A 25,645-nucleotide genomic window follows, 5' to 3' on the forward strand; every position below is an offset into this window, starting at 1 on the left:
TTTTCTTTGCTTGCCCAAAGAAAAGTAACCAAAAGAAAAGGCACCCCGGTTGCGCGCTCTCCGGGCTTCGCCCTCCGAGTCCGTGAGGGTTGGCCGGGCTTTTCGACACGACGTCCCTGTCGTGTCGAAAAGGCGCAGGCATCCCTGCCTGCGCCCCCTTCGGGGCCTGATCGTCCAACCCTCACCGCTCCACAGGGGACCCGTCACGGGCTCGCTTGCGCATCGCCCAACACGAGCAACAGCAACTACTCCCTCTCCCCTCCGGGGAGAGGGTTGGGGTGAGGGGTGGGTGCTCGGGATAGCGTTACAACTGTGCAACCCAAAGTTGGCAAGCCAACTCCTGCGTGTATCGGCCATCCCCCATGGCATTGAGCGGCTCATCTCACCGCCTCCCGAACAACCCGCGCAGCTTCTGTCCGAGTGATTCGCCTTTGTCTGTTTTCGCCGGTGCGTTATCCAGCTCGGCCGCCAACGTACCGAGACTGCCGTTGGCGATGTCGAGGAGGTTGAGGCGGATGCCGGTCTCTTGCTGGACGCGGGTGGCCATTTCCACGGCGAGGAGGGAGTGGCCGCCGATGTCGAAGAAGTTGTCGCTGGTGCGGATTTGGTCGACGTCGAGCAGCGTCTGCCAAATCGCGGCGAGGCGCTGTTCGCTTGTGGTTTTGGGTGTGGCGGCGACGGGTGACGCGCTGGCGGCCGGTTCGCTTTCCTCGTCGGAGGTGATGAGGCGGTTGCGAAGGGTCTGGATACCGGCTTGGGTATGCAGCGTTCCGATGGTCTGCTGTGGGTTCTCGCCGATGCGGGTCATAAGGCTGAGGTAGTTGTCGCGCAGGAGGCGGGCGGTGTCGGCTTCGAGGATGTCGGCGTTGTAGGTGACGCCGCCGAGCATGCCCTTGGTGTTTTCCAGGAACCACAGGCCGAGGTCTTCGGTGGCGCCGCTCTGGAACAGCAGGATCTGTTCGTGGCGCAGGCCGCCCCAGTCGACGATGCGCTGGCGTGCGTCCTGGAAGGAGAACAGGGCCTGGTAGAGCACGGCGCCGTTGCCATGCTCGCTACGCAGTTCGCGCTGCAGGTATTCGAGAGGGACGTCGGGGTAGCCAAAGCTTTCGATGGCGGCGGCTTTGACCTGGCGTACGAAGTCGATGAAGGGCAGTGCCGGGTCGACGCTCATATGCAGCGGCAGCAGATTGTTGAAGTAGCCCATGACGGACTCGACTTCGGTCTGGTTGCGCGCACGCACGGGTGTGCCTACCACCAGGTGTTCCTGGTCGGCGACGCCGCTGAGCAGTACGTAGTACAGCGCCAGCAGGGTCATGTTGAGGGTGGCGTCGGCCTGGCGCGCGACCTCATGCATGGTGTCGGTGACGGCCTTGTCCACGCGGATCCATTCGGTGCGGCCGACGCCGGACATGCCAGGGCGGCGCGGATGGTCGGTGGGCAGGGCGCGCGTGGTGGCGACCTGGGTCAGGCGTTCGCGCCAGAATGCGAGTTGTTCCTGGAACTGCGGGCCTTGCAGCCACTGTGCGTGCCATGCGGCGAAGTCGCCGTAGCTCACCGGCAGCGGCGGCAGCGGCGAGGGTTTGCCTTCGGCGAAGGCGCGGTAGATCTGCGACAGCTCGGCGTAGAGGATGTCGAACGACCAGCCGTCCCAGATGATGTGGTGCGGCATGAAGAAGAACACGTGTTCATCGGCCGCCATGCGGAACATGCGTGCGCTGAACAGCGGTGCGCGGGTGAGGTCGAACGGGGTGTCGGTGAGCATGCGCAGGCGCTGCATCAGCACCGTCTCGCGCTCGGTTTCCGGCAGCGCGGAAAGATCCTCGGCCGGGAACAGTTGCAGATCGACCTGCTCGTGCACCACCTGCACCGCTTCATCGCCATGGTGCTGGATCGAGGTGCGCATGCTGGGCTGGCGCTGCATCAGTTCCTGCATGGCGCGCTCGAACGCGGCTTCGTCCATCGGTCCGCTGAGGCGGTGCGCGGAGGGTGCGTTGTAGGTGACGCGGCCGGGCTGCAGTTCTTCCAGCGCCCACAGGCGCTGCTGCATCAGCGACAGCGGAGCACGGCTCTGGTTATCGCGACGCAGGATTGGCGCGGCGACATTGGCCTTGCCGCTGGCGCGTTGCTGGTCGATGGCGACGGATAGCGCTTCGATGGTGGGCGCATCGAAAAGGGTGCGGAAGGACAGAGTGATCTCGAACTCGCGGTTGAGCCGCGCGGTGAGCTGCGCGGCCAGCAATGAGTGACCGCCCAGCGCGAAGAAGTTGTCGCGCACATCCAGCTCGGGCAGTGCCAGTACGGTTTCCATCGCGGCGGCGACGCGGTGCTCGGTGTCGTTGCGCGGCGCCAGGCGCTCGCCGCTTGCCGCGACCGATTGCACCGGCGGCGCAGGCAGCGCCTTGCGGTCGATCTTGCCGTTGGGCAGCAGCGGAATCACCTCCAGCATCATCAGGTGCTGGGGCAGCATGTATTCGGGCAGGCGCTGTTTTAGGCGCGCCTGTAGTTCGTTCTCATCCAGACGGGCGCCGTCGCGCGGTACTACGTAGGCGACCAGACGCACGTCGCCGGAGCGGTCTTCACGCGCCAGCACGACGGCGCGTGCCACGCTGGGGATGTCGGCAAGCACCGCTTCGATCTCGCCGAGTTCGATGCGGTAGCCACGCACCTTCACTTGGAAATCCAGCCGGCCCAGATGTTCGAGCTGGCCGTTGGCGAGCCAGCGGCCGCGGTCGCCGGTGCGGTACATGCGTGTGCCGGGTGTGGTGGCTAACGGATCAGGCAGGAAGCGTTCGGCGGTCAGTTCCGGGCGATTGAGATAACCCAGCGTGACGCCGGCACCGCCGATCACAATTTCGCCCGGCATGCCGAGCGGGCACGGCGCCTGCCGCTCGTCGAGGATATGCACGGTGGTGTTGGCCACCGGCTTGCCGATAAAGATGCCCGCGCGCGGTTCGGCCACGCGCCAGTACGTCGAATACACCGTGGTCTCGGTGGGGCCGTAGCCGTTCCACACTTCGCCGCAACGCTGCAGCAGGGCTTCGGCCAGATCCACCGGCAGCGGTTCACCACCGGAGACGGCGCGGAAACCCGCGCGGCCGTTCCAGCCGGATTCGACCAGGATGCGCCAGCCGGCGGGCGTGGCCTGCATCATGCTGGCGCCACTGTGTTCCACCAGCGTGCGCAAGGCTGCGCCGTCGCGCACGTCGTCGTGATCCGCCACCACGATGGCGGCGCCCACGCTCAGCGGCAGCATCAGTTCCATAAAGGCGATGTCGAAGGACAGCGTGGTCACCGCCACCAGGCGGTCGTCGGCACCGATGCCGGGCACGCGCTGCATGCTGGTGAGGAAGTTGGAGGTGCTGCGGTGAGGCACGCGCACGCCCTTGGGGCGGCCGGTGGAGCCGGAGGTGAAGATCACATAGGCGACGGAGTCGGGCGCGGCTCCGGTTTCATCGCGCGGCAGGCGCACGTCGCCGGCGGCGTCAATCTCCGCCGCATCGCGTTGCAGTGACAGCACGTGCGAAGCTGGATAGTCGAATGCCGTGGGCACGACATCGTCCACCACCAGCGCAGCAAGCGCGGCGTCCTGCGCCATGAAGGCCAGGCGATCGGCAGGGAAACAGGGGTCGAGCGGCACATAGCCCGCACCGGCTTTCAGCACGGCGAGTACGGCGGCGACCATATCGGCACCGCGCTTTAGCGACAGACCCACCAGTGCGCCGCGACCCACGCCGCGTGCGCGCAGCACGTGGGCGAGGCGATTGGCGCGCGCTTCCAGCGCCGCGTAGCTCATGGGCGTGTCGCGATGGATCACCGCGGTGCGCGCGGGTGTGAGGTCGGCCTGCTGTTCGAAGTACTCATGCGCGAGCTGCAGCTCGGGATACGGGGTGGGTGCCGCTTGCAGGGACTGCAGCGCATCACGCGCTTCCGCGGACAACAGGCCGAGCGCATAGGCAGCTTCGTCCGGCGTCGCGATAGCGCTGCGTAGCAGAGTCTCGTACGCATCCAGCCAGCCGCGGATGGTTTCCGCGCGGAACAGATCGCAGTTGTACTGGCACTCCAGCCGCACGCCGCCTTCCACCTGCACGGCGTTGACGAACAGCTCGAAGTTTTCGAACGCGCGTGGATTGCCGGCGAACTCGAAGCTCAGTCCCGGGAAGGTCACCGTGCGCTCATCCAGCGCCTGATCCAGATTGAACAGCACGCTGACCAGCGGCAGCCGGCTCGGGTCGCGCGGCAGTGCCAGGCGGGCGAGCAGGCTGCCTAAGGTGTACTGCTGATGCTCAAAGGCATCGAGCAAATCACCGCGTACCTGCTTGAGCGCATCGGCGAACGGCGCCTGCGCGTCGATCGACACGCGCAGCGGAAGCACGTTGACGCAATGGCCGACCAATGCATCGTGACCGCCCGCGGCCTGACCGGCGGAGGGAATGCCGATCACCACATCGTCCTGCCCACTCAGGCGCTGCAGCAGCAGACCGAAACCCGTCAGAAGACTGGCGTAGAGGCTGGTGCCGCGTGTGGCGCCCATGCGCTTGAGCTCGCCGATCAGCGCGGCGTCCAGCGTGCGGTCTTCGCGTTGAGAGGCGAAGCTGCGCTGGCGCGGGCGGACGCGATCGGTGGGGAGGTCCAGCGACGGACTGCAGCCGCCGAAGCGCTGCAGCCAGTACCGCTCGGCGGCGCGGCCGTCGGTGCTCTGTGCATGCGCGGCCTGGTCCAGTGCGAACTGGGAGAACGGATCGGCCGGCGCAGGCGCGTCGCCATGGCTTCTGTGCTGCGCATAGAGCGCGGCGAGATCGCGCACAATCACACCGAACGACCAGCCGTCGCAGATGATGTGGTGCGCGGTGAGCACCAGCAGATGGTCCTGCGCGCCGAGGCGCAGCAGTTCGGCGCGCAGCAGTGGGCCGGCTTCCAGATCGAATGGTTCGGTCACGACGCGTTGCAGGGTGGCGGCGATGTCGGCATCGCGCGCCGTCTGATCGAGCGCACTCAGGTCGCGCAACGGGCAAGGCAGGTTGAGCTGGGCGGCGATATAGAGTTCGTCGCCATCTATGCTCAGGGTGGAGCGCAGTGCTTCGTGGCGGTCGGCCAGCCCCTGCACTGCGGCCTGCAAGGCGCTGACATCCAGTGGGCCGTGCAACCGCAGCGAGATCGATTCGTTGTAGGCCAGCGACGCTTCGCGTTCGAGTTTGGCGGCGAGCCAGATCTCGCGCTGCGGCGCCATCGCCGGCACCACGCGGGCCAGCGTCGCACCAGCGAACGGGTCGTAGTCCACCGCTACCGAAGACGGCGCCACGGCAGATGGTGCCGCTGCGCCCGACATCTCATGCGCGCTCATGCGCTCACCCTCATGTACTTGCCCGGCGCTTCCGGGTTCGGCACGAACCAGGCCGGATGGCCCTCGGCGTCCTTGCCGAGGCGCGCACCGGTAACTGGCGGACGGCTGGCGTCGAACGCCAGCGCTTCGACGTTCTTGTGGCGCGGCAGGAATTCGGCTTCCTGCAGTTCAAGTACGGATTCGCGGAAAGCGTTGGTGATCGCGGCGAAGTCCTGCTCGCTATGCGCGGTGGTGAAGAAGCACGGGAAGTTATCCAGCACGTGGATACCGCGGCTGCGCATCATGGCGAACAGCAGCTCTTGTAGCGGATGGTCTTCGGTGAAGCCGACCTTCCACACCGAGGCGAAATGCACCAGCTTGATCGGCGCACCCACACTGGCGCAGAACGCGTTGAGCCCGTCGATGAACGCACCAGTGCGCGCGTTGAGCCGCTCCTGAAGGGCCGAACCGTTGGCCTTGAGATGCGTGAGTACCGCATGCGCGGCCGCGAGAGCCAAGGGGTGGCGCACGAAGGTGCCGGCGAAATAGGTGACACCCACCGTCGGAATGGAGGCATCGCCGTACTGCCAGCCGCCACCGTCCAGCGCATCCATGTATTTGCGCTTGCCGGCGATCACGCCGATCGGGAAACCGCCGCCGACTACCTTGCCGTAGGAGGCGAGGTCGGCGTCGATGCCGAGCACCTGCTGCGCGCCGCGCGGATGCGAGCGGAAGCCGGTGACCACTTCGTCGAAGATCAGCAACGCACCGGCGTCGCTGGTGATCGCACGAAGTTCCTTGAGGAATTCGCGCGGCTGGAAATCCGGCCGGCGGCTCTGCACCGGCTCGACCAGCACGGCGGCGATGGTATGTGCGCGCTCGCGGATGATCGCCAGCGATTCCGGTGTGCCGTAATCCAGCACCAGCACGTTCTCGGAGGTGTTGCGCAGGATGCCCGGCGCGGCCGGCACCGAGTGCAGCTTCTTGGTACCGCGCACGATCACTTCGTCGAAGATGCCGTGATACGAGCCGGTGAAGATCACCAGCGTGTCGCGCCCAGTGACGGTGCGTGCGATGCGCACGGTGCCCATCACCGCTTCGGAGCCGGTGTTGCACAGCGCAGCGCGGTCGAAGCCAGTGAGTTCGCAGATCTGCTCGGCGACTTCGCCGGCCAGCGGATGCTGCGGGCCGATCTCGTAGCCGGCATCCAGCTGCTGGCGCACCGCGTCGAGCACAAAGTCCGGCTGCCAGCCGAACAGATTCATGCCGAAGCCGTTGAGGGCGTCGACGTATTCGTTGCCGTCCAGGTCCCACACGCGCGAGCCCTTCGAGCGCTCCACCACGATCTGGTAGATCATTTCCTTCAGCAGCGGGCGGAAGCCGTTGACCACGCGCGGGTCGGCCAGGTGTCCGCGATGCTTGGTGGTGTATTCCTTGGAGCGCCGCGTGCGCTCGATATAGCGGCGCATGAAGGCATCCAGCCGCGCGCGCTGGCGTTCGCTCAGTTCGGTCTGGGTGGAATGGATGCGCGCGATGGCGCCGAAGGCTTTCTTGACGTCGTAGGTGGTGTGCGCGAGCGCGGCTTCCTCGTCCTGCGTGGGAGCTTCAGCCGTCATAGCAGTTGCAGCCGGCGCGGCGGAAGGTACGGGTGCCGCAGGCGCAGCGGCAGCCATGGCCGGCATGGGTGCCGCTGGCATCTGCATGCCCGCACCGGCAAGCAAGGCCAGTTGCTGCTGCATGATCAGCATCTGCTGCTGGATCACCTGTTGCATCGCGCTGCCGCCGGCCATCGCCATCATCGGCATGGTGGCGGCCATCGGCACTGCGGCCTGAGTAGGTGTGGCAGGGGCGGCCGGTGCGCTAGTTTCCGGCGGCAACAGTTGATCGATATGCATGGCGAGTCGCTCGAAAGAAGAGAAGGACTCCATCAGCTCGCGGAAGGTGATCTTCAGCGCAAAGGTCTTTTGCAGCTGCAGGGCCACCTGGGTCAGGGCCAGCGAGTCGAGGCCGAGTTCGACGAAGTGGGCGGCGGGATCGGTCCCGGCGAACTCGGTGCCGGCGACGTCCTCGAACAAATCGGTGAGCTGGACGATCAGGCGCCCGCGACGGTCATTGCCGGCGCTGGCGCCGGAGAGGTTGGCTTCCATGGGGCTCTCCGCAGGAGGTGCTGGTGGTGCGAGGTAGGTGACGGTGGCGAGCGGCGCCGCCGTGATGGCAGGGGTCTCGATCGCAGCAGTGACGCCGGGGCGGGCGTCGATCCAGTGGCGCTTGCGCTCGAACGGATAGGTGGGCAACCGCACGCGCAGCTTGCGCTGGCGATGGTCGAGCGCGGCAACATCCAGTGGCGCGCCGAGACTCCACAGTTGGCCGGCCGCATCCAGCCACGCGGCGTGCTCGCTCTCAGGCGCATCGGCCAGCGAAGGCAGCGCGATGCGGCCGCGGCTTTGCGGGTGCTGGCGTAGCAAGGTGGTGAGCGCGGCGCGCGGGCCGACTTCGAGGAACGCGTGTGTGCTGCCGTCGAGCAGTTGCGTGACGGCGGACGAGAAGCGCACGGTGCCGCGCAGGTGACGGGTCCAGTAGTCGGCCGAGGTCGCTTCCGCGTCGCTGAGCGGGTTGCCGGTGAGCGTGGAGATGATGGCGATCGACGGCGCGGCCAGCGTGATGTCCGCGACTTCGCGGCGGAACGGTTCCAGCGCGGGATCCATCATCGCGGAGTGGAACGCGTGCGAGGTGTGCAGCAGGCGGCTGGCGATGCCGGTGCCTTCGAGCTCCGCGCGGAAGGCCTCAACGCGCGTGGTTTCGCCGCTGACCACGCAGGCGTTTGGCGCATTCTCGGCGGCCAGTTGCAGGTAGGCGGGCAGGCGCGCGGCCAGTTGGTTGGCGTCCAGCCGCACCGACAACATCGAGCCGGCCGGCAGTGCCTGCATCAGGCGTCCGCGCCGCGCGACCAGGCGCGCGCCGTCGGCGAGGCTCATCACGCCGGCGATTACCGCCGCTACGAATTCGCCGACGCTGTGGCCGACCATCGCCACCGGGCGGATGCCCAGGCTCATCCACAGTCGCGCCATCGCGTATTCGATGGCAAAGGTGGCGGGTTGAGTTAACGAGGTCTCACGCAGCGCATCAGCGTCGTCGGCGAACAGCCGCTCGCGCAGGTCGAAGCCCAGTTCACCGGCCAGGGTCGCCGCGACGTCGTCCAGGGCGGCGTGGAACGCGGGTTCGGCGGCGTACAGTGCGCGGCCCATGCCGGCGTACTGCGAACCTTGGCCGGGGAACAGGAACGCGATGCCGGGCGCCGGTTGCGCCGCGGCGCGCACGGCAGGTGCCGCGCCAAGTTTTTCGATGGCTTCTTCAACGCTGCCCACCACCACATGCAGGCGCTGCCCGAAAGCTTTACGGCCGGCGGCGAGGGTATGCGCCACGTCGGCGAGATTGACTGTCGGTTCGTCGGCGAGGTGCTGGCGCAGTCGCGCAGCAGCGTGCGCGGCGGCTTCCGGCGAACGTGCCGACAACAACAGCAACTGTCCACCGGTGGCTTCATCGGAAGCGGTGCGGCAAGGCGCTTCTTCCAGAATCACATGCGCATTGGTGCCGCCCACGCCGAACGAACTGATGCCGGCACGCAGCGGACCTTCTCCGTCCGGCCACGCGCGCAGGCTGTCGTTGACCACGAACGGCGAATGCGCGAAATCGATCTTGGGGTTATGCGCGCTGAAGTGCAGCGACGGTGGCAGCTGGCGTTCGCGCAGCGACAGCGCGGTCTTGATCACGCCCGCCACGCCCGCGGCCATTACCGTATGGCCGACATTGCTCTTCACCGAGCCCACCGCGCAGAAACCGCAGTCGTCGGTGTGCTGGCGGAAGGCCTGGGTCAGGCCTTCGATCTCGATCGGATCGCCCAGCGGCGTGGCGGTGCCGTGGGTTTCGACATAGGAAATGGAGCGCGCGTCGACACCGGCATTGTCCAGCGCCATGGTGATCACGGCGGCCTGGCCGGCGCTGCTCGGCGCGGTGAAGCTGGCCTTGATGCCGCCGTCGTTGTTCACCGCCACGCCGCGGATCACCGCAATGATGGCGTCGTCGTCGCGCTGTGCGTCGCTCAAGCGCTTCAGCAGCACCGCGGCGGCGCCATCGCTGAACACGGTGCCGCGCGCATCGACATCGAAGGTGCGCGTGTGGCCGTCCGGCGACAGCATCGAGCCTTCCTGCGACAGGTAACCGCTGCGCGGCGGACAGCTCACCGACGAACCGCCGGCCAATGCCATGTCGCACAGCCCTGCGCGCAGCGCCGCCACCGCCTGGCAGATCGCCACCAGCGAGGTGGAGCAGGCGGTGTTCATGCTGATTGCCGGCCCGGTGAGGTTGAGCTTGTGCGCTACACGCGTGGCGAGATAGTCCTTCTCGTTGGCCAGCATCACCTGGAACGCACCGAACTTCTCGATCAGGTCCGGCCGCGTGCTGAGATGGCGCTGGAAGTAGGTGGCGTTGTGCATGCCGCCGAACACGCCGACCGGCTGCTGCTGCGCATCCGGCACATAGCCGCCGCGCTCCAGGCATTCCCAGCACAGCTCCATGAACAGGCGTTGCTGCGGGTCGGTCAGCTCGGCTTCGCGCGGTGACATGCCGAAGAAGGCGGCGTCGAACAGCTCGACGTCGTCGATCACGCCGCGTGCGGCCACATAGTCGGCGTCATGGCGTTCGGTCAGCGCAATCGACGGATCGAGTCCATCGTTGCCGAAGAAGGTGATCGACTCGCGACCCTCGCACAGGTTCTGCCAGAACGTTTCGACATCGCGGGCACCCGGCAGGCGCGCGGCGGCAGCGATGATGGCGATGGGTTCGGCCTGGTCGGCGCCTTTGCCGCGCCCGATGCGCGCAGCGAGTGCGGCGCGGCGATCGGCCTTGCCTTCGATAGCAGCGGCCAGCGCGGCCGGGGTGGGGTCGCCGAAGAACAGCGGGATGGTGGGAATCGTCGACAGCTCGGCATGGATGCGCGCTACCGTCTTTACCGCCAGCAGCGAGTGGCCGCCGAGGTCGAAGAACTGATCGTGGCGGCCGACCTGATCCAGTCCCAGCATGTCGGCGAACAGCGCGCACAGGCGCTGCTCGAGCGCGCCTTCCGGCGGGACATAGGCATCGGCGAGTTCGGGTCGGCGGCGGTCCGGCGCCGGCAGTGCGCGGCGGTCCAGCTTGCCGTTGGTGGTGACCGGCAGCGCGTCGAGGCGCAGGTAGATCGCCGGCACCATGAACTCCGGCAGCGCCTGCGCAAGCTGCTCGCGCAGACGGCGTGCGGTGACGCTGTCGTGCTCGGCGACGTAGTAGGCGACCAAACGCTTCTGGTCCGGCCGATCCTGTCGCGCCAGCACCGCACAGGCGCGCATGCCGTCGAGGCGTTGCAAGGCGGCTTCGATTTCGCCGAGCTCAATGCGATAGCCGCGGATCTTCACCTGATGGTCGGCGCGACCGATGAATTCGATCACGCCTTCCGGCAGCCAGCGCACCAGATCGCCGGTGCGGTACAGGCGTTCGCCGTCGGCAGTGAAGGGTGCCGGCACGAAGCGCTCGCAGGTCAGCTCGGGACGGCCGAGATAACCGCGCGCCAGGCCCGCGCCGCCGATATACAGCTCGCCCGCCACGCCGACCGGTACATGTTCGCCACGCGCGTTCAGTACATGCAATGTGGTGTCGGCGATCGGGCGGCCGATCGGCACCGAGCGCAGCCCCTCAGCCAGCGCGCGCGGAATGGGATAGGTGGTGGAGAACGTGGTGCATTCGGTCGGACCGTAGCCGTTGAAGATGGTCACGTCGGGCAGGGCGGCATAGGCCTTGCGCACATGCGCCACTGATACCGCCTCGCCGCCGATCAGCAGCTGGCGCAGGCCGCGCAGCTTGCTGGCGTCGTCGTCGACGATGGCGTTGAACAGTGCGGCGGTGAGCCAGGCGATACGCGCATCGTGCGTGCCGATAGTGCGCGCCAGGCCGCAGCCGCTGGGAATTTTTTCGTCGTGGATAATGCAGGTGCCGCCGTTGAGCAGTGCGCCCCAGATCTCCAGCGTTGACGCGTCGAAGCCCAGCGGTGCCGCATGCAGCAGGCGCGGATGGTCGTCGAGATCGACGTAGTCGACACCGCACACCAGGCGGATGATCGCGCGGTGCAGGATCTCGGTGCCCTTCGGCGTGCCGGTGGAGCCGGAGGTGTACATCACATAGGCGAGCGCGCCGCCGTCCAGCGTGGGGGGCGATGTCAGCGGCTCGCCCGACGCCAGTTGCGACATCGTCAGCGTCGGTACGTCGATACCTTGCAGCGTGGCTGCGCCTTCGGGCGCGATCACCAGTGCGGCATGCGCGTCGTTGATGGCGAAGGCGAGGCGTTCGGCGGGGTGGCTGGCATCGAGCGGCAAGTACGCTGCACCCGTCTTGAGAATGCCGAGAATGGCAACGATGGCTTCCGCGGAGCGCTCCAGCAGCAGGGCCACCGGCGCACCGATGCCGACACCGGCGGCGAGCAGACTGGCAGCGACGCGGTTGGCGCGCGCATCGAGTTCGCTGTAGGAGAGCGATCCATCGCGCCATGTAATGGCTGTGAGATCAGGATGCTGCTGGACGCGGGCGGCGAACAGACCATGCACGGTGTCGCTTGCCTGACGTGGAACGGCAGTGGCGTTCCAGTGATTGAGCAGCTGGTCGCGTTCGGCGGGATCGAGGATGTCGATGGTCGCCAGCGTTTCGTCGCCCGGCGTTGCGAGTGCGATCAAGGCGCGCTGCGCGCAGCGGGCGAACAGGTCGATGGATTCGGCGTGGAAGGGCGAGCGGAAACGCACATGCAGGGTCTGCCCCGCGAGCGACCAGATACTGGCGCTGTCGTCGTCCGTGATTCCGGTGTCGTCTGCGGTCCATGCATGGCGGCAGCTTGCTTTGTTGCCGCGTGCATCGCGTAACGCAGCCAGCCATTCCGCGCGCGTGGCGTTGCGCGGCACCGTGACGAGTGTCTGGGTGATGTCGTCGTTCACGCCACGCGTCGCGACGACGGTGTCGGCTCCCGTGAGCAGCGATTCGGTCAGTGCGAGCGCGGCATACAACAGGTCATGGTTCAGCGCGTGCACGCGGTCGAGTGCGTAGTCGCGAGATTGCCAGCCGGCATCGGTGATGTCGGTGCGGGTCGGCAGCACATCGAACAACCGCATGGCGGCAGTCTCGACATCCTGGATTTCGGCCATGCTCGCGTTCATCGCTCCTCCGCGCTCGTCGGTGAGGGTCAGGACCTGGTCATGCGGTCAGTTCCTCACCGCAGGGCCCGCGCCGCGCGAAGGCGGTAGCGCGAAAGGTAGGTTGTCCATGCGAAGGCATTCGCCGGATGCGTCGTTGCGTGGTTTCAGGCTGACGGTGATCGACGGCGTGCCGTTGGTGTCGATCATTTCCGGTGAGGGCAGCAGGATCCGCGCGGTGCCGTGGTGGATCTGCGCGACGACGGGTTTGCGATGTTCGTGCCGGGTGCGCGACAGGGTGCTACCTGTCGATACCGATAGGGTGAGTGTGGTTTTGCTGGCATGCATGACGTCCACCCTCCCCACGTGCGGCGGAACTGGCCGGTATTGGATTCCGTGCCCCTGTGTTTGGTGCGAATCGCGGCATGGCGGCGAGGCCGTTATGTCTGGGATTCGGCTTGGATTGTGGGCTATTCGGGGTGGGATTCCTTTACGGCATACCGGCTATGCCCGGACCTATTTCTTTCTGCCTATGGGGTGACTTTTTTTCCTCCCTCTCCCCTTTGGGGAGAGGGTTGGGGTGAGGGGTGGGTGCTCGGCTTACCGTCTCTACTTCGTCATTCCGGCGAAGGCCGGAGGCGCTTCACAACAGCGAAGCTGGTCATCCAGTGCCTTATCGCTCGGTTGTCGCGACTGCGTGCCCTGGCTCGCCTGCCGCGGGCTTCCGAACCGCTGCCGCGGTCCGGGTCACTTTCTCTTTGCTGGCCCAAAGAGAAAGTAACCAAAGAGAAATGGCCTGAAGAGCAGGCGGTGCGCTTTGTAGCTGCGCCTTTTCCAGTGTCAGGCGTCGGAATGATTTTCTTCTAGGCCTGATCATCCAGCACTCACCGTCGCACCGCGCTTTTGCTCCCTCCCCTGCTAGCAGGGGAGGGTTGGGGAGGGGTAATGGGTGCTCGGGAGAGCGTTGCTACGCAGCGCTTTCAGGCGTCGGCTTCTACGGGCGCCAGCATGCGGTGTACACGCTGGCCGATTCGCGCCAGATTGCATTTGGTTTGGTCGATGAGTGCGCTTTTGCCGATGGGGCGTGGGTGTAGGCCGAGTTTGCGCAGCCTTGCATTAAACCGATGCGCATCGGTCCACATGTCGGATTGTCTGGTGCGGAAGGTGATGGCGAGGGAGATGGAGAGGTTGGGGCCGGTGTGGACGCGGTGGGGGGCGATGAAGGGGTGGTGGACGCCTAGGCCGGGAGCCAGTTGGTAGGTCATGGCTTTGGCTTCGAAGTCGGGGCTGTAGCGGGGGCGGCTGCCGATGCGGGAGAGGAGCAGGTCTTTTTGTTCGGGGCTCATGATGTCGTCGTCGTCCTGGTCCCACAGGTGCACGGTTTTGGCGCCGCGGATCTGCAGCAGGAAGTTCATTTCGCGGTCCATGTGGTACGGCGTGACGGCGTCGCGGGTGGAGATGAAGATGTAGGTGGAGTACCAGCTGATCCACGGATCCATGGGGTCAATCTGTGCGGCGACTTCGCCGAGCAGGCCTTCGATGATGGGTTGGTATTCGGGATCGCGCTCGGGGTTGTTGATGCAGATGTAGGCCTGGCGTTCCACGAAGTGGTCGAGGGTATCGGCGAGAGTGAGGTCGCGTTTGTAGCGGTCGTAAGAGGTTTCGAGTTCGGCGTCGCCGGGGATGTTGCCGACGCGGAACAGGATCTGTTCCTGCGGCATGCGGCGGCACAGGGTGAACAGCGAGTCCAGCGAGAACAGTGGATGGGCGGTGAGCTGGTGTTGGACCAGGAACGGTTTGCGGTTGTAGCTGCTGCGCATCACCTCGGGTTCGAAATGCAGCAGGGCGGCGCTGCGGTGCTGGCCGCGCGCGAGCAGTTCGGTGTAGTTCTCGGCGGAAACGAATCGGCCCAGCATGTCGCTCTCCCTGTATTGCGGGTGTGCGGATCAGGTTATTTGGCCTGGAAGGCGAAGAGCCAGAGGATGGCGCCCTGGATCGGGGAGCCTACCCAGCTGACGTGATAGGTGCCGGCAGTGGTGACTTGCCGGGAGGCGACGGCGACCTGCACGCCGCTGTTGTCGGGCAGCAGCAGGTAGCTGTCGATCACGGTGAAGTCGTTGTCGGGGCGCGCGGTCATGTGCTTTACGCCACCGTCGCCCCACCACACCGCGATCAAGGTGGCGGGGCCGGTGGTAGTGACGTTGCCGCTGGTGAGTACCAGGCCGGTCTCGGGGTAGTTCTGCGCCACGTCCTGCAGCACGCCGGCCTGCTTTACCTCGATAAAGGGCACGGAGATTTCGCCGCTCGCATTGCCAGGTTTGTCGATGCGCACCGTGTGCTGCGCGCCGCCCTTGGCATTTAGTGCGACATAGGCGCTGACGTTGAAGCTGCCGCCGTAGCCGTTGTAGTAGACGCTTCGCCCCAGCTGTTTCCAGCGGTTGGCGTAGCTGTCGACCGGGCGAGCGTCGTTGCTGGCGTAGCCGCCGTTGAACACGATCAGCGCGCTGCCGCTGGGCTGGGTGTCGAGCGGTTCGGTTACCGCCGGGCTTTTGCCCATGCCTTCGGAATGGGTGAGCAAGGTGTGCGCGCCGAGCACCGGCGCATCCATCGCGTGCGCGGCGGCGGAACCGGCGAGCAGCAGGGCGACGATGGCGTGACGGCGGATCGGCATGCAGGATTCTCCACTGGTTTCTGCTCCCTCCCCTGCGTGTCCCACGGGGACTACTTCGGTCGTAGCAGGGGAGGGTTGGGGTGGGGTCGAGCCCCTCAAGTTTTGTAGCGGTATCGCAAGGGTTTACCCCCTCCCAGCCTCCCCCTGCGAGCAGGGGGAGGAGTAAATCCATGCTTCTCTACTCCTCTCCTTATTTTGAAAGGGAGGGGCAGAGCGAAAGAGCGACAGGTGAGTAGCGAGGGCGCCGGAATTCTGCTCGGCCGGTTCACCGACAGGAGCCTAGCCACGCGCCATGGGCTGACTGTGCACGCACAGGCTTGTGCCCTCGTTACTCGCCTCTCGCTCCTCCTGGTTATCGGGCACCGCGTCCGAACAGAACGACTTCCACGGTCTGGATCAGGATCAGCAGATCGAACAGCAGGTTGTGGTTCTTCACGTAGAACAGGTCGTATTTGAGTTTCTCGGCCGCCTCTTCCACCGAAGCGCCGTAGGGGTAGCTGATCTGCGCCCAGCCGGCGAGGCCGGGTTTGAGGCAATGGCGCACGCTGTAGTAGCGGATCTTGTCGGTGAGGTCGGCTACCAGCTGCGGGCGTTCCGGGCGCGGGCCGACAATGCTCATGTCGCCCTTGAACACATTCCACAGCTGTGGCAGTTCGTCGATGCGCAGCTTGCGGCTGATGCGGCCGACGCGCGTCACGCGGTCGTCGTTCTTGCAGGCCCAGCGCACCACGCCATCGCGTTCGGCGTCGGTGCGCATGCTGCGGAATTTCAGCAAGGAGAATGTCTTGCCGCGCTCGCCGACGCGTTCCTGCCGATACAGGATCGGCTGACCGGCGCCGGATTCCAGGCGGATCGCCAGCGCTTCCAGCAGCATCAGCGGCCAGCACAGCAGCATCAGCACGACGGCCATGGTGAGGTCGAAGCAGCGTTTGCTCAGCCGGCGCAGCGGCGTAGCGTTGAAGCCGCCGGAGAACACCAGCCATGACGGCTCCAGCAAAGTCAGCTGCACGCGGCCGGATTCGCGTTCGAAGAAAGTGGTGAGATCGGTGATGGTGATGCCGAGCTGGCGGCACTCCAGCAAATCGTCCATCGGCAGGTGGCCGCGGCGGTCGTCGACGCCGACGACGACTTCATCGATCGCTTCGCGCTGTACCAGCTGCGACAGCGGTGCCTCGGCGGAAAGCACGCGTTCGTTCTCGACGACGATGGGCTCGCCTTGCCGCGGCAGATAACCCACCACATTGAAACCACGGCGGTCCGAACGGCGGCGCATCAAATTATGGAACTGCGCCGCGCGCATGCCGGCGCCGAGAATCAGCACGCGCCGCTTCAGTGCATCCAGTTCGACCAGGCGCATGAACAGGAGGCGGAAGGTAGTGACGGCGATAAAGCCAAGCACCAGCGCGATGCCCAACACGCCGCGTCCCACATAGGCCTGCGGCACCACGTAGTACGCCACCACCAGACCCAGTCCGCCCAGCACGAACGCCACGGCCTGATGCGCGAGCAAACCGAAACGCGTCATGCGCATATGTGCCTGGTATTGGCCCAGTGCGACCATCGCGAGCACGATGATCAGGGCGAACACCAGCGAGCGTTCCGGCATGTGCGCGGAGAACTCGGTCAGTTCATCGGTAGAGCGGAAATAGCGCAGCTGCATGGCGAGATTGAGCGAAGCCGCCAGTAGCAGCAGTTCGCAGCCACCGAGCAGAAGCAGCCAGCGCGCAGCTTGCCGTCGCAGGAAATGGAGCATCCGACTTCCCCTTGTGTTCGACCCGGATGCGGCGAGAGATCCGTCCGGCATGGTGAGGCTATGCCGTTGGGTTCTTGGGTGTCGATGTAACTTAGGTAAGAGTTGGGGTAGGCCGTAGGGGGGTTGCCATGTGGGTGTTGCGGGGGTGATACATGTTTTGTTTTTTTCTCTCGCCCTCTGAGAGAGGGCTGAGGTGAGGGTTCGGTCTTGAGCCAATCCCTCCTACTTCGTCATTCCGGCGAAGGCCGGAGGCGCTTCACAACAGCGAAGCTGGTCATCCAGTGGCGTTATCGCCTGGCTGTCGCGCCTGCGTGTCCTGGCTCGCCTGCCGCGGGCTTCCGAACCGCTGCCGCGGCTCGGGTCACTTTCTCTTTGCTGGCCCAAAGAGAAAGTAACCAAAGAGAAATGGCCTGAAGAGCAGGCGGCGCGCTTTGTAGCTACGCTTTTTCCAGTGTCAGGCGTCGGGATGGTGTTCTTCGACTTGATGGTCTGTCTCGCCTTGAAGCGCAACATCTCCCTCTCCCCTCCGGGGAGAGGGTTGGGGTGAGGGGTGGGTGCTCGGGATAACGTTGCTATGGAGCGTCGGTAGGAAGGCACCCTGTGCGCGATCCATGCCGGCAAGGCGATGGGAAGAGCGGTCGCCCACAGAGCCTGCCCCGAACTTGATTCGGGGGTGGGCTCCTACATTTCTTCCAGCACGTGCACCTCAAGTCGCTGCACCGCTATCGGCATCGCTACCGCGCCTACCAACCCCGGCGGCAACTCCAGGTCACGCACGCGGCACGGTGGTTGTGCGGCGGCGCTCAGGGGTGGGGTGATGGGGGTGTTGGTGGTGATGGGGAAGGTGGAGGGGGCAAGGGTGAGGCCGACGCCGAAGGCTTTGAGGGCGGCTTCTTTGCGGGTCCATAGCTGCAGCAGGGCGCGTTCGCGTTCGCGGCGGGGGAGTTCGCGCAGTTCGCGGGCTTCGGTGGGGGTGCAGACGCTGGTGAGGAGGTCGTCGAGGGTGAGGGTGGAGAAAGTGCGTTCGATGTCGACGCCGATGCTGCGTGCATTGGCGATGGCCACGGCGACCCAGCGGCCGCTATGGCTGAGGCTGGTGGCGAAGTCGGTGCCGGGGAGCAGGGGTTGGCCGATGGGCGTGTTGGTGAGGGGGACGTCGGCGGGATCGACGTCGAGGCAGAGGCTTAGCAGCAGGCGCCACATGGCGTGGGCGAGGACATAGGTGACGTAGTCGTGGCCGTGGCGAAAGCGTGCGGCGCGCATGCGTTCGCGACTGTCGAGCAGGGCGTGGGCGGCCGCCGTGTGGGCGCGCCAGTGGATGCTGTCGAACACCAGCACGCGGGCTTCGCCTTCGGCGGGTGCGGTGAAGGCAACGCGGGCGATGGCGAGATCGGCGGCGTGTTCGAAATGCCATGGCGTGACGGCGGTGTCGGCAGGTGCGGCAGTGGCACTCGCACCGATCATGGCATCGATGATGCGGCCGAGGTGTTCGTTGGGCGGCGGGGGTTTGTATTCGTACATGGCGGGCGGCCTTACAGAATGCCAGTGGATACAGCGCTCATCAGCGCGCCGCGCAGGTGTTCGGCCAGGCGCAGGCTCAGCGCGACGATGGTGAAGGTGGGAAACGCCCAGCCGCCGGTGGGAAATACCGAGCTTCCGGCGATGTGCAGGTTATCGATGCCGTGCACACGGCAGTGGCGGTCCACCACGCCGCTGCGCGGGTCGTCGGACATGCGCGTGGTGCCGATGTGGTGTGCGGTGCCGCGCATTAGCGGCGGTGTGTCTTCGGTCACCCACGGTTCGGGCTCAAAGCGGCCGCCGCAGGCTTGCGCCAGTTCGCTGCCGAACAGCGCCGCGGCGGTGCGGTAGGTGCGCAGGTCGAGTGGGGTGAGCCGCCAGTCGACGCATACTTTGCGTTGGCCCAGCGCATCGAGTTCGTGGCCAAGCGTGATACGGCTGTCGGGATTGGGCGCCTGTTCGAAGTAGCCGATCAGGTCGACATGGCTAGCACCCACCGTGGGTTTATCGGTGAGTTTGTGTAGAAAGGCTTTGGCGATATCGCCGGCACCGAGGCCGAGGCGCAGCACCAGGGTGCCGAGACTTTCCACTGGCGCGGCGGTGACACCGTCGAGGCGCGTCGAGCCGTTTTTCATTGCGGCGCACAGGCGAGCTTCCAGTAGTGAGCCCTCGTCCTGCACCGAAGGGCGCAGTGCGGCGCGCAGGTCGCGCAAAGCGCGGATGCCATTGGGAATCGGGCCTTCGACGGCAAACGGATGCACGCGGCCGTTCAAGAGTTTGTGCGTTTTCTGCGCTTCATGCGCCAGGCCGATTTCAGGAAAAGTCGGTCGCGGGCCTTTGCCCAGTTCGCGATCGTAAGGGCGGGTGAGGCGATGCGGTTCGTCGGTATGCACCGTGCCCAGCTTGCCGCTGGGGTGATCCATGAAGAAGCGGCCAACCAGATCGTGCTCATTGCCCAGCCCCTGCGGCACAGAGCTGTCGGAAAGCAGCAACAGGCGCGCATTCTCGATGCCACCGCATGCCAGCACGTAATGCCGCGCCCGTACCGTGCCGCGATGGCCGTCGAGCGAGGCGATGTGCGCTTCGCGCACGTAAGACCCGCCGGGCGAGGCTTCCAGTTCGAGCAGATTGGTGTGCAGCAGGACCTTGATGTTGTCGGCGCGCTCCAGCTCCGGGCGATACGCCTCGCCGAACAGGATCGGGCTGCGCGCAAAGATCTGATTCACCAGCGTGCCGTCATCGAAGGCAAGTGGCGGTCGCGACAACGGCGTGAGGAAGGAGCCATCGTCGAAGTCGTGGCTGTCGATCTGGCAGAACGAGCGTGCGCGCGTGTAGTACGGCTTGAGCTCGCCGTACGATAGGGGCCAGCCACTATGCGGCACCCACTCGCGCTCGCTCAGGTCCTGCCGGCTCAGCGGAATGCAGCCGCCACCCCACAGGTTGCAGCTGCCGCCGAATACGCGCATGCGCGAGGTGCCGGGATCGAACGGCGTGGAGCCGACCGAGCTGCCCTCGTACAGTTGCTGGTTGCGTTGTTCGCCGGACAGGCCGCCGCTTTCGATCATGCACACGCTTACCGGCGTGCCGATGAAGGTGCGCGCGATGGCGATGCCGGCGGCGCCGGCGCCGATGATGCACAGGTCGGCTTCGATGCTGTCCGGATGGCTTCCACTTAAGTAGTCGATGATCACGCCATCCCCCATCACCTGCGCATTGTTGTTGGTTGTGCTTCGGTGCTTGCCTGGCGTGTGGATGTCACGCGCCGTAGTAGTCGAGGTACCAGCGTACGAAGTTGGCTATGCCGGTTTCTATCGAGACCTGCGGCCTATACCCAACGGCCTGTATCAGGCTTGTTACATCCGCTTCAGTGTCCGGCACATCGCCGGCCTGCAGCGGCAGCATCTCCATGGTGGCCTTGCGGCCGAGACACTGCTCCAGCACTTCGATGTACTGCATCAGCTCCACCGGACGTTCGTTGCCGATGTTGAAGAGCCGGTACGGCGCCACGCCGCTGCTGGCAGGGTCCGGCGCCAGGCTGTCCCAGCGCGCGTCTTTGGTCGGCACCGCGTCGAGCGTGCGCAGCACGCCTTCCACGATGTCGTCGATGTAAGTGAAGCTGCGTTTGTGTCGCCCGTGGTTGAACACCTTGATCGGCTCGCCCGCGAGGATCGCCTGGGTGAACAGGAACAGAGCCATATCCGGCCGGCCCCACGGGCCATACACGGTAAAGAAGCGCAACCCCGTGCACGGAATGCCGTACAGATGTGCGTAGCTGTGCGCCATCTGCTCGTTGGCCTTCTTGGTAGCCGCGTAGAGCGTGAGCGGATGCTCAGCGGAGCGATGTTCGGAGAACGGCATGTCGGTATTGGCACCGTAGACCGAGCTGGTGGAAGCGAACACCAGATGTTCCACCAGATGCTGCCGGCAACCCTCCAGCACGTGCAGGAAGCCGGTGACATTGCTGCTCGTGTACACATGCGGGTTTTGCGCGGCGTAGCGCACGCCAGCCTGCGCGGCGAGATGTACCACGCGTTGCGGCCGGTAGGTAGCGAAGGCGTGTTCCATCGCGGCACGATCGGACAAATCAATCTGCAGGTGCGTGTAATGCGGATGCTCGAGAAAGCGCGCGAGCCGCGCGCGTTTCAGGGTGACGTCGTAATAGTCATTGAGGTTGTCAATACCGATCACGCGCTCGCCACGCTCCAGCAGGCGCTGCGCTACATGGGACCCGATGAAACCGGCGGTGCCGGTGACCAGCACACTCATGACTACAATCTCCCGTCCACCTCGTTGCGCGGCAGCACGTACTTCACGTCGTAGATCACTGCGCCCGGCTTGCCGTAGGCGCGGATGCCGACTGCGCCCAGCGCGACAAACTCGCGATGGCCGACGGCGACGATCACGGCGTCATAGCTGCCGGCCTGCGGCTGCGCGACCGGCGTGATGGCGTACTCGTGTTCCGCCTCGGCAGGGTTGACCCACGGATCGTGTACGTCGATCTCCGCGTTGTAGCCGCGCAGCGCCTGCACGATGTCGACCACGCGCGTATTGCGCAGGTCTGGGCAGTTTTCCTTGAAGGTGAGGCCGAGCAACAGTACACGCGCGCGCACCGGGTTGATGCCCTTGCGCACCATCAGCCGGATCACCTCGCCAGCGATGTATGGACCCATGCCGTCATTGGTGCGGCGTCCTGCGAGAATCACATCGGGGTGATGACCGACTTCCTGCGCCTTGTGCGTGAGGTAGTACGGATCGACGCTGATGCAGTGGCCGCCGACCAGGCCGGGGCGAAACGGCAGGAAATTCCACTTGGTACCTGCCGCCTGCAGCACTTCCAGCGTGTCGATGCCGAGCTTGTTGAACAGGATGGAGAGATCGTTGACCAGGGCGATGTTGAGGTCGCGCTGAGTGTTCTCGATCACCTTGGCCGCTTCCGCCACCTTGATGCAGCTGGCCCTATGCGTGCCGGCGGTGATGATCGAGCCGTACAGGCGATCGACGAAGTCAGCGGTCTCCGGCGTGGAGCCGGAAGTGACCTTGAGAATGCTGGTGACGCGGTGTTCCTTGTCGCCCGGGTTGATGCGCTCCGGGCTGTAGCCCGCGAAGAAATCGCGGTTGAACACCAGGCCGGAGCCCTGTTCCAGGATCGGCACGCACACTTCCTCGGTGCAGCCGGGGTAGACCGTAGATTCATACACCACGATGTCGCCGCGCTTGAGTACCTTGCTCAGCGATTCGCTGGCGCGGATCAGTGGGCGCAGGTCCGGCCGTTTGGCCGCGTCGATCGGCGTGGGTACGGTGACGATGTAGACGTTGCGGTCGCGCAGATCGTCCAGCGCGGCGCTGAAGCGCAAGTGCGCGACCGAGGCCAGTTCGGCGGCATCCACTTCCAGCGTGCTGTCGCGCCCTTTGCGCAGTTCGTCGATACGCGATTGGTTGATGTCGAAACCGACGGTGTCGTAGTGCTTGCCAAATTCCACGGCCAGCGGCAGGCCGACATAGCCCAGTCCGACGATGGCGAGTTTGGTGTCTTCCAGGTTCCGCATACGAACACCCTGTTCGCGGGTTGGACTGCTGGGCGGTTGTTGCCGGACGGCGCCCGGTTGGGGGCGGCTGTGCGTGGTGGGCAAAGGCTAGCAGGGTGGGGGGTGGATGCCTGATAGGCCGTAGGGGGTTGGCCGGATGGCCGATCCGTTTTTCTCTCTCTCCTTTCCCTGCCGGGTGATCCGATGCTCCCTCTCCCTTTGGGGAGAGGGTTGGGGTGAGGGTTCGGCTCTTGCGATATCCCCTCCTACTTCGTCATCCCTGCGCAGGCAGGGATCCAGTAGTGAAGCGCTTCGATGGTCGCGTTGTCGCGACCGGGCTCGCCTGCCGCGGGCTTCCGAACCGCTGCCGCGGTCCGGGTCACTTTCTCTTTGCTGGCCCAAAGAGAAAGTAACCAAAGAGAAATGGCCTGAAGAGCAGGCGGTGTGCTCTGTAGCTGCGCCCTTTCCAGTGTCAGGCGTCGGGATGACTTTCTTGCGGACCTGATCTTTCAGCACTCACGTCGCACAGGGGCTCAGAGATCAAGAGCCATACCCAGAGCAAAACGCGTCTTCCCCTCCCCCTGCTTGCAGGGGGGGCGGGAGGGAGCCAACAGCTCACAGCCGAGATTCGACGCCAATCAGGTCGGCTTGAGAGATGGGAGGCATCTCTATGCCTATCGGCACGGGCTGGCTTTTGACACTTGAGTGGGTTTCTTTCTTGCTGCTAGTTTCCACGACCATCCGCGGGCTGGTTGATGACGCCAGCGGTATGGGGGATCGGTCCAGGTGATCGGTCGAGAGTGACAAGGCAGTTGATTCCGGGGTGCCTGACTCCGGTGCACAGGGGATGTGGGGATTGATACCACAGTCGTTTTGCATCGCCGGTCAAACGGACGGCTGGACCGTTGGCGGAGCCAGCGGTTTTTATTTTCTTTGATGAAATCGGGGGAGATTCCATGAAAGGTTTTGAACGCTTCAAGATCGGCAGCCATGCGCGTCGCGCCAGTTTCTCCAGGAGCGTCGCGATGGTGACCCTTGGTCTTTGTGGTGTGGCGGCATTTACCACGGCACAGGCGCAAGGCACCACGGCATCCATTTTTGGCCAGGCGCCCGCCGGTGCAACCGTCACCGTGAGCAGTGTGACGGGTCTCCATCGTCATATCACCGTGGATGCCAAGGGCCGCTACAAGCTTGCGTTGCCGGTCAGCGTTTACTCGGTGATGCTGGAGAAGGACGGGAAAACTGTCGACACGCGCGCGAATATCCCGCTGACTGTGGGCCGGGGCATGGAGATCGATTTTGCCTGCCCCAACGATCAGTGTGCGGTGTCTGAGGGCGGTTGAGCCTGCCGGTTACGCTTAACTCGTTATCGCATCCGTCTACAACATGCCCGGTACTGAAAAGTGCCGGGCATGTTGTTTTCCGCATCATCAGTTCGCGGCGGCGGATGTCTTCGGTACGTTGGTATCGATCCATCCGGTAATGAAGTCTTCGAGTGTCACGCGCGGCGGTATTTCGATACCGGCCTCCCGTACGAACGCAGCGGCGGCCTTGAGGAAGGATTGCTTCGATATATTGGAGGCTTGCCGCGCGGCAGCCTGCTTCTGCCGCAGCTGGACAATATGCGGCGATGGCTGTCCCGGTTTGGCAAACTTCTGATAGCGGCGCAGCTCGTCGGCCGCCAGCTCCGTGTCGAACGCGGCTTGCAGTCGCGCCTGTTGTGCCTTGAGTAGTTGGATCAACCAGCCGGCGGCCTCTGTCAGGGGCCTGGTTTCATCCGACGTCAAAAGTAGGCGGGACAATGACGGCGACAGTGACGCGACTGCAGCGGCAGGTGCGGAATCGGCGAGCAACTCAAGCTGGCTAAGAAAGCCTGCGTGAGGAAAGGGCGTCTGCGTTGCCATGGGGAGCCTGATGCGGGGGAGTGCGAACGATAGGTCTTACCGAGGCATGTCGCCAGCCATGGTGTGCAGTACCCTCGGCGCGACAGACCGTCCGCAACGGAGGTTCGTGACATGCGCGCACCAGCCGGTTCGATCGTGGGACTTTGTGCAGCCTCCGCCACCATGTGTGCGATAGGCATGGCGTTTCTGGGTTATTGGGGAGTACACGAACCCTCGCCATGGCACTGGAACGAGGTGTTGGTGGTCATCCTGGCTTTCGTAGGTTTTGCGGTGCTGGCCTCGACACCGTGGATCGTCACCACGCCGGTTGAGGAGGAGAGCGCCGAGCGTGTCGTAACTGCGAGGCGCACTTTTGCTATCGGGACAGCTTTGATCTGGCTGGCTGCGTTGGTGGCTGTTTTTGGGTAGTCGTTGGGTGGAATGCGAAGACCGGCCTGTTATGGATGTGTTCGCTGCGTGACTCTTGCCCGTTCGAGGGCGGCCGGAAAAATCGAAGCGACCTTCATCGCGTGTTCGTATATCAGGATGCTTTCGTGGAATGACAGCCGATGGTGGTCGTTGAGATCAGATTGGAATTGTCTCGTATCGCGCGTGGCAACGGTTCACTAGGCTTCTCCCGTTCCGTATCCGGAACATGCCTCTTCCATTCCCGGAGTATGTGTTATGGAAATTCAGCCCTACCTCTTCTTCAATGGCCGCTGTGAAGAAGCGATCGCCTTCTACCGAGAAGCGCTTGGCGCACAAGAGTTGATGAAGATGCGCTTCAAGGATGCGCCTCCCGGCGACGGCTACCAGCCATCGCCCGAGGTCGCCGACAAGATCATGCACGCCACGCTGGCTGTCGGCAGAACGCATCTGATGATGTCGGACGGCCAGGGCGGCGAAGCCGAGGTGGCGCATTCCGGCTTCAGCCTTTCGATTACTGCGGCAGACGTGGCTTCCGGCGAAAAATACTTCAATGCCATGGTGAAGGGCGGCCAGGTCACTATGCCGTTCCAGAAGACCTTCTGGACCGACGGCTTTGGCATGCTGGTGGACAAGTTCGGTGTGCCATGGATGGTGAATGTGCAGCACAAGGGCGACACCGCATAAGCGGTGCTGAGGCAGAAAGAGACTGTCGGTTGCGGTGGCGCATGCGCCACCGCAGTGTTTATGCGGCGATTGCCGCTCGGCAACGGCGGTGCCGAAGCGCATCGGATGCTCGGTGATCCAGTTATCCGGAGCAGAGGTCCACATGAATGCCAGTGCT

Annotated in this window: 14 protein-coding genes; 3 read left to right on the forward strand and 11 right to left on the reverse strand. The window is 64.8% G+C overall.

Going from position 1 to position 25,645, the window contains the following annotated elements; all coding sequences use genetic code 11:
- Nucleotides 1–382 precede the first annotated feature (382 nt).
- The 10 genes from BM338_RS17125 to tviB form a co-directional block, all read right to left on the reverse strand.
- The gene (locus BM338_RS17125; protein ID WP_090452987.1) at nt 383–5,341 is read right to left on the reverse strand and encodes a non-ribosomal peptide synthetase; all 4,959 of its coding nucleotides are present in this window, start codon (nt 5,339–5,341) and stop codon (nt 383–385) included.
- Nucleotides 5,338–12,549, reverse strand: coding sequence for a hybrid non-ribosomal peptide synthetase/type I polyketide synthase (locus BM338_RS17130; RefSeq protein WP_255367351.1), 7,212 nt, complete (start codon nt 12,547–12,549; stop codon nt 5,338–5,340). Before BM338_RS17130 ends, BM338_RS17125 begins: the two co-directional genes overlap by 4 nt.
- A 45-nt stretch (nt 12,550–12,594) precedes the next feature.
- Nucleotides 12,595–12,873, reverse strand: coding sequence for a hypothetical protein (locus BM338_RS17135; protein WP_090452989.1), 279 nt, complete (start codon nt 12,871–12,873; stop codon nt 12,595–12,597).
- Nucleotides 12,874–13,505: 632 nt separating this feature from the next.
- A complete protein-coding gene (locus BM338_RS17140) occupies nt 13,506–14,441 on the reverse strand; it encodes a transcription factor jumonji JmjC domain-containing protein (protein WP_090452991.1) in 936 nt (311 codons plus the stop codon).
- A 35-nt stretch (nt 14,442–14,476) separates the two neighbouring features.
- Nucleotides 14,477–15,196: a hypothetical protein gene (locus BM338_RS17145; protein WP_090452993.1), complete on the reverse strand. Its 720-nt coding sequence runs from the start codon at nt 15,194–15,196 to the stop codon at nt 14,477–14,479.
- 352 nt (nt 15,197–15,548) lie between these two features.
- Nucleotides 15,549–16,949 (reverse strand): TIGR03013 family XrtA/PEP-CTERM system glycosyltransferase, encoded by a 1,401-nt coding sequence (locus BM338_RS17150; RefSeq protein WP_090452995.1) that lies wholly within the window; start codon nt 16,947–16,949, stop codon nt 15,549–15,551.
- A gap of 681 nt (nt 16,950–17,630) precedes the next feature.
- On the reverse strand, nt 17,631–18,470 hold the full coding sequence (locus BM338_RS17155) for a 4'-phosphopantetheinyl transferase family protein (RefSeq protein WP_090452997.1): 840 nt from the start codon (nt 18,468–18,470) through the stop codon (nt 17,631–17,633).
- An 11-nt stretch (nt 18,471–18,481) separates the two neighbouring features.
- Nucleotides 18,482–20,158, reverse strand: a complete 1,677-nt coding sequence (locus tag BM338_RS17160) for a GMC oxidoreductase (protein WP_090453504.1) — start codon at nt 20,156–20,158, stop codon at nt 18,482–18,484.
- A gap of 64 nt (nt 20,159–20,222) precedes the next feature.
- Nucleotides 20,223–21,233 (reverse strand): NAD-dependent epimerase, encoded by a 1,011-nt coding sequence (locus tag BM338_RS17165; protein WP_090452999.1) that lies wholly within the window; start codon nt 21,231–21,233, stop codon nt 20,223–20,225.
- Nucleotides 21,234–21,235: 2 nt separating this feature from the next.
- Entirely contained in the window at nt 21,236–22,513 is a 1,278-nt protein-coding gene (gene tviB / locus BM338_RS17170) for a Vi polysaccharide biosynthesis UDP-N-acetylglucosamine C-6 dehydrogenase TviB (protein WP_090453001.1), read from the reverse strand.
- An 884-nt stretch (nt 22,514–23,397) separates the two neighbouring features.
- On the opposite strand from tviB, the gene BM338_RS17175 reads away from it, so the two are divergent.
- Nucleotides 23,398–23,835 (forward strand): carboxypeptidase-like regulatory domain-containing protein, encoded by a 438-nt coding sequence (locus tag BM338_RS17175; RefSeq protein WP_255367352.1) that lies wholly within the window; start codon nt 23,398–23,400, stop codon nt 23,833–23,835.
- Between the two features lie 87 nt (nt 23,836–23,922).
- On the opposite strand, the gene BM338_RS17180 is transcribed toward BM338_RS17175, so the two are convergent.
- A complete protein-coding gene (locus BM338_RS17180) occupies nt 23,923–24,396 on the reverse strand; it encodes a hypothetical protein (RefSeq protein WP_090453005.1) in 474 nt (157 codons plus the stop codon).
- A 111-nt stretch (nt 24,397–24,507) separates the two neighbouring features.
- Here BM338_RS17180 and BM338_RS17185 point away from each other — a divergent pair, with 111 nt between their 5' ends.
- Together BM338_RS17185 and yjdN are read left to right on the forward strand one after the other, a co-directional pair.
- Nucleotides 24,508–24,804, forward strand: coding sequence for a hypothetical protein (locus tag BM338_RS17185; protein WP_090453007.1), 297 nt, complete (start codon nt 24,508–24,510; stop codon nt 24,802–24,804).
- Between the two features lie 255 nt (nt 24,805–25,059).
- On the forward strand, nt 25,060–25,488 hold the full coding sequence (yjdN, locus tag BM338_RS17190; RefSeq protein WP_090453009.1) for a VOC family metalloprotein YjdN: 429 nt from the start codon (nt 25,060–25,062) through the stop codon (nt 25,486–25,488).
- Nucleotides 25,489–25,645 lie beyond the last annotated feature (157 nt).

It is taken from the genome of Dyella sp. OK004, from assembly GCF_900114495.1.
Lineage (GTDB): Bacteria > Pseudomonadota > Gammaproteobacteria > Xanthomonadales > Rhodanobacteraceae > Dyella_D.

What these genes read in the sequence shown, in the direction of transcription:
- BM338_RS17125 (WP_090452987.1), bottom strand. Translation starts at nt 5,341, where the DNA reads ATGAGCGCGCATGAGATGTCGGGCGCAGCGGCACCATCTGCCGTGGCG.
- BM338_RS17130 (WP_255367351.1), bottom strand. Translation starts at nt 12,549, where the DNA reads ATGAACGCGAGCATGGCCGAAATCCAGGATGTCGAGACTGCCGCCATG.
- BM338_RS17135 (WP_090452989.1), bottom strand. Translation starts at nt 12,873, where the DNA reads ATGCATGCCAGCAAAACCACACTCACCCTATCGGTATCGACAGGTAGC.
- BM338_RS17140 (WP_090452991.1), bottom strand. Translation starts at nt 14,441, where the DNA reads ATGCTGGGCCGATTCGTTTCCGCCGAGAACTACACCGAACTGCTCGCG.
- BM338_RS17145 (WP_090452993.1), bottom strand. Translation starts at nt 15,196, where the DNA reads ATGCCGATCCGCCGTCACGCCATCGTCGCCCTGCTGCTCGCCGGTTCC.
- BM338_RS17150 (WP_090452995.1), bottom strand. Translation starts at nt 16,949, where the DNA reads ATGCTCCATTTCCTGCGACGGCAAGCTGCGCGCTGGCTGCTTCTGCTC.
- BM338_RS17155 (WP_090452997.1), bottom strand. Translation starts at nt 18,470, where the DNA reads ATGTACGAATACAAACCCCCGCCGCCCAACGAACACCTCGGCCGCATC.
- BM338_RS17165 (WP_090452999.1), bottom strand. Translation starts at nt 21,233, where the DNA reads ATGAGTGTGCTGGTCACCGGCACCGCCGGTTTCATCGGGTCCCATGTA.
- tviB (WP_090453001.1), bottom strand. Translation starts at nt 22,513, where the DNA reads ATGCGGAACCTGGAAGACACCAAACTCGCCATCGTCGGACTGGGCTAT.
- BM338_RS17180 (WP_090453005.1), bottom strand. Translation starts at nt 24,396, where the DNA reads ATGGCAACGCAGACGCCCTTTCCTCACGCAGGCTTTCTTAGCCAGCTT.
- BM338_RS17185 (WP_090453007.1), top strand. Translation starts at nt 24,508, where the DNA reads ATGCGCGCACCAGCCGGTTCGATCGTGGGACTTTGTGCAGCCTCCGCC.
- yjdN (WP_090453009.1), top strand. Translation starts at nt 25,060, where the DNA reads ATGGAAATTCAGCCCTACCTCTTCTTCAATGGCCGCTGTGAAGAAGCG.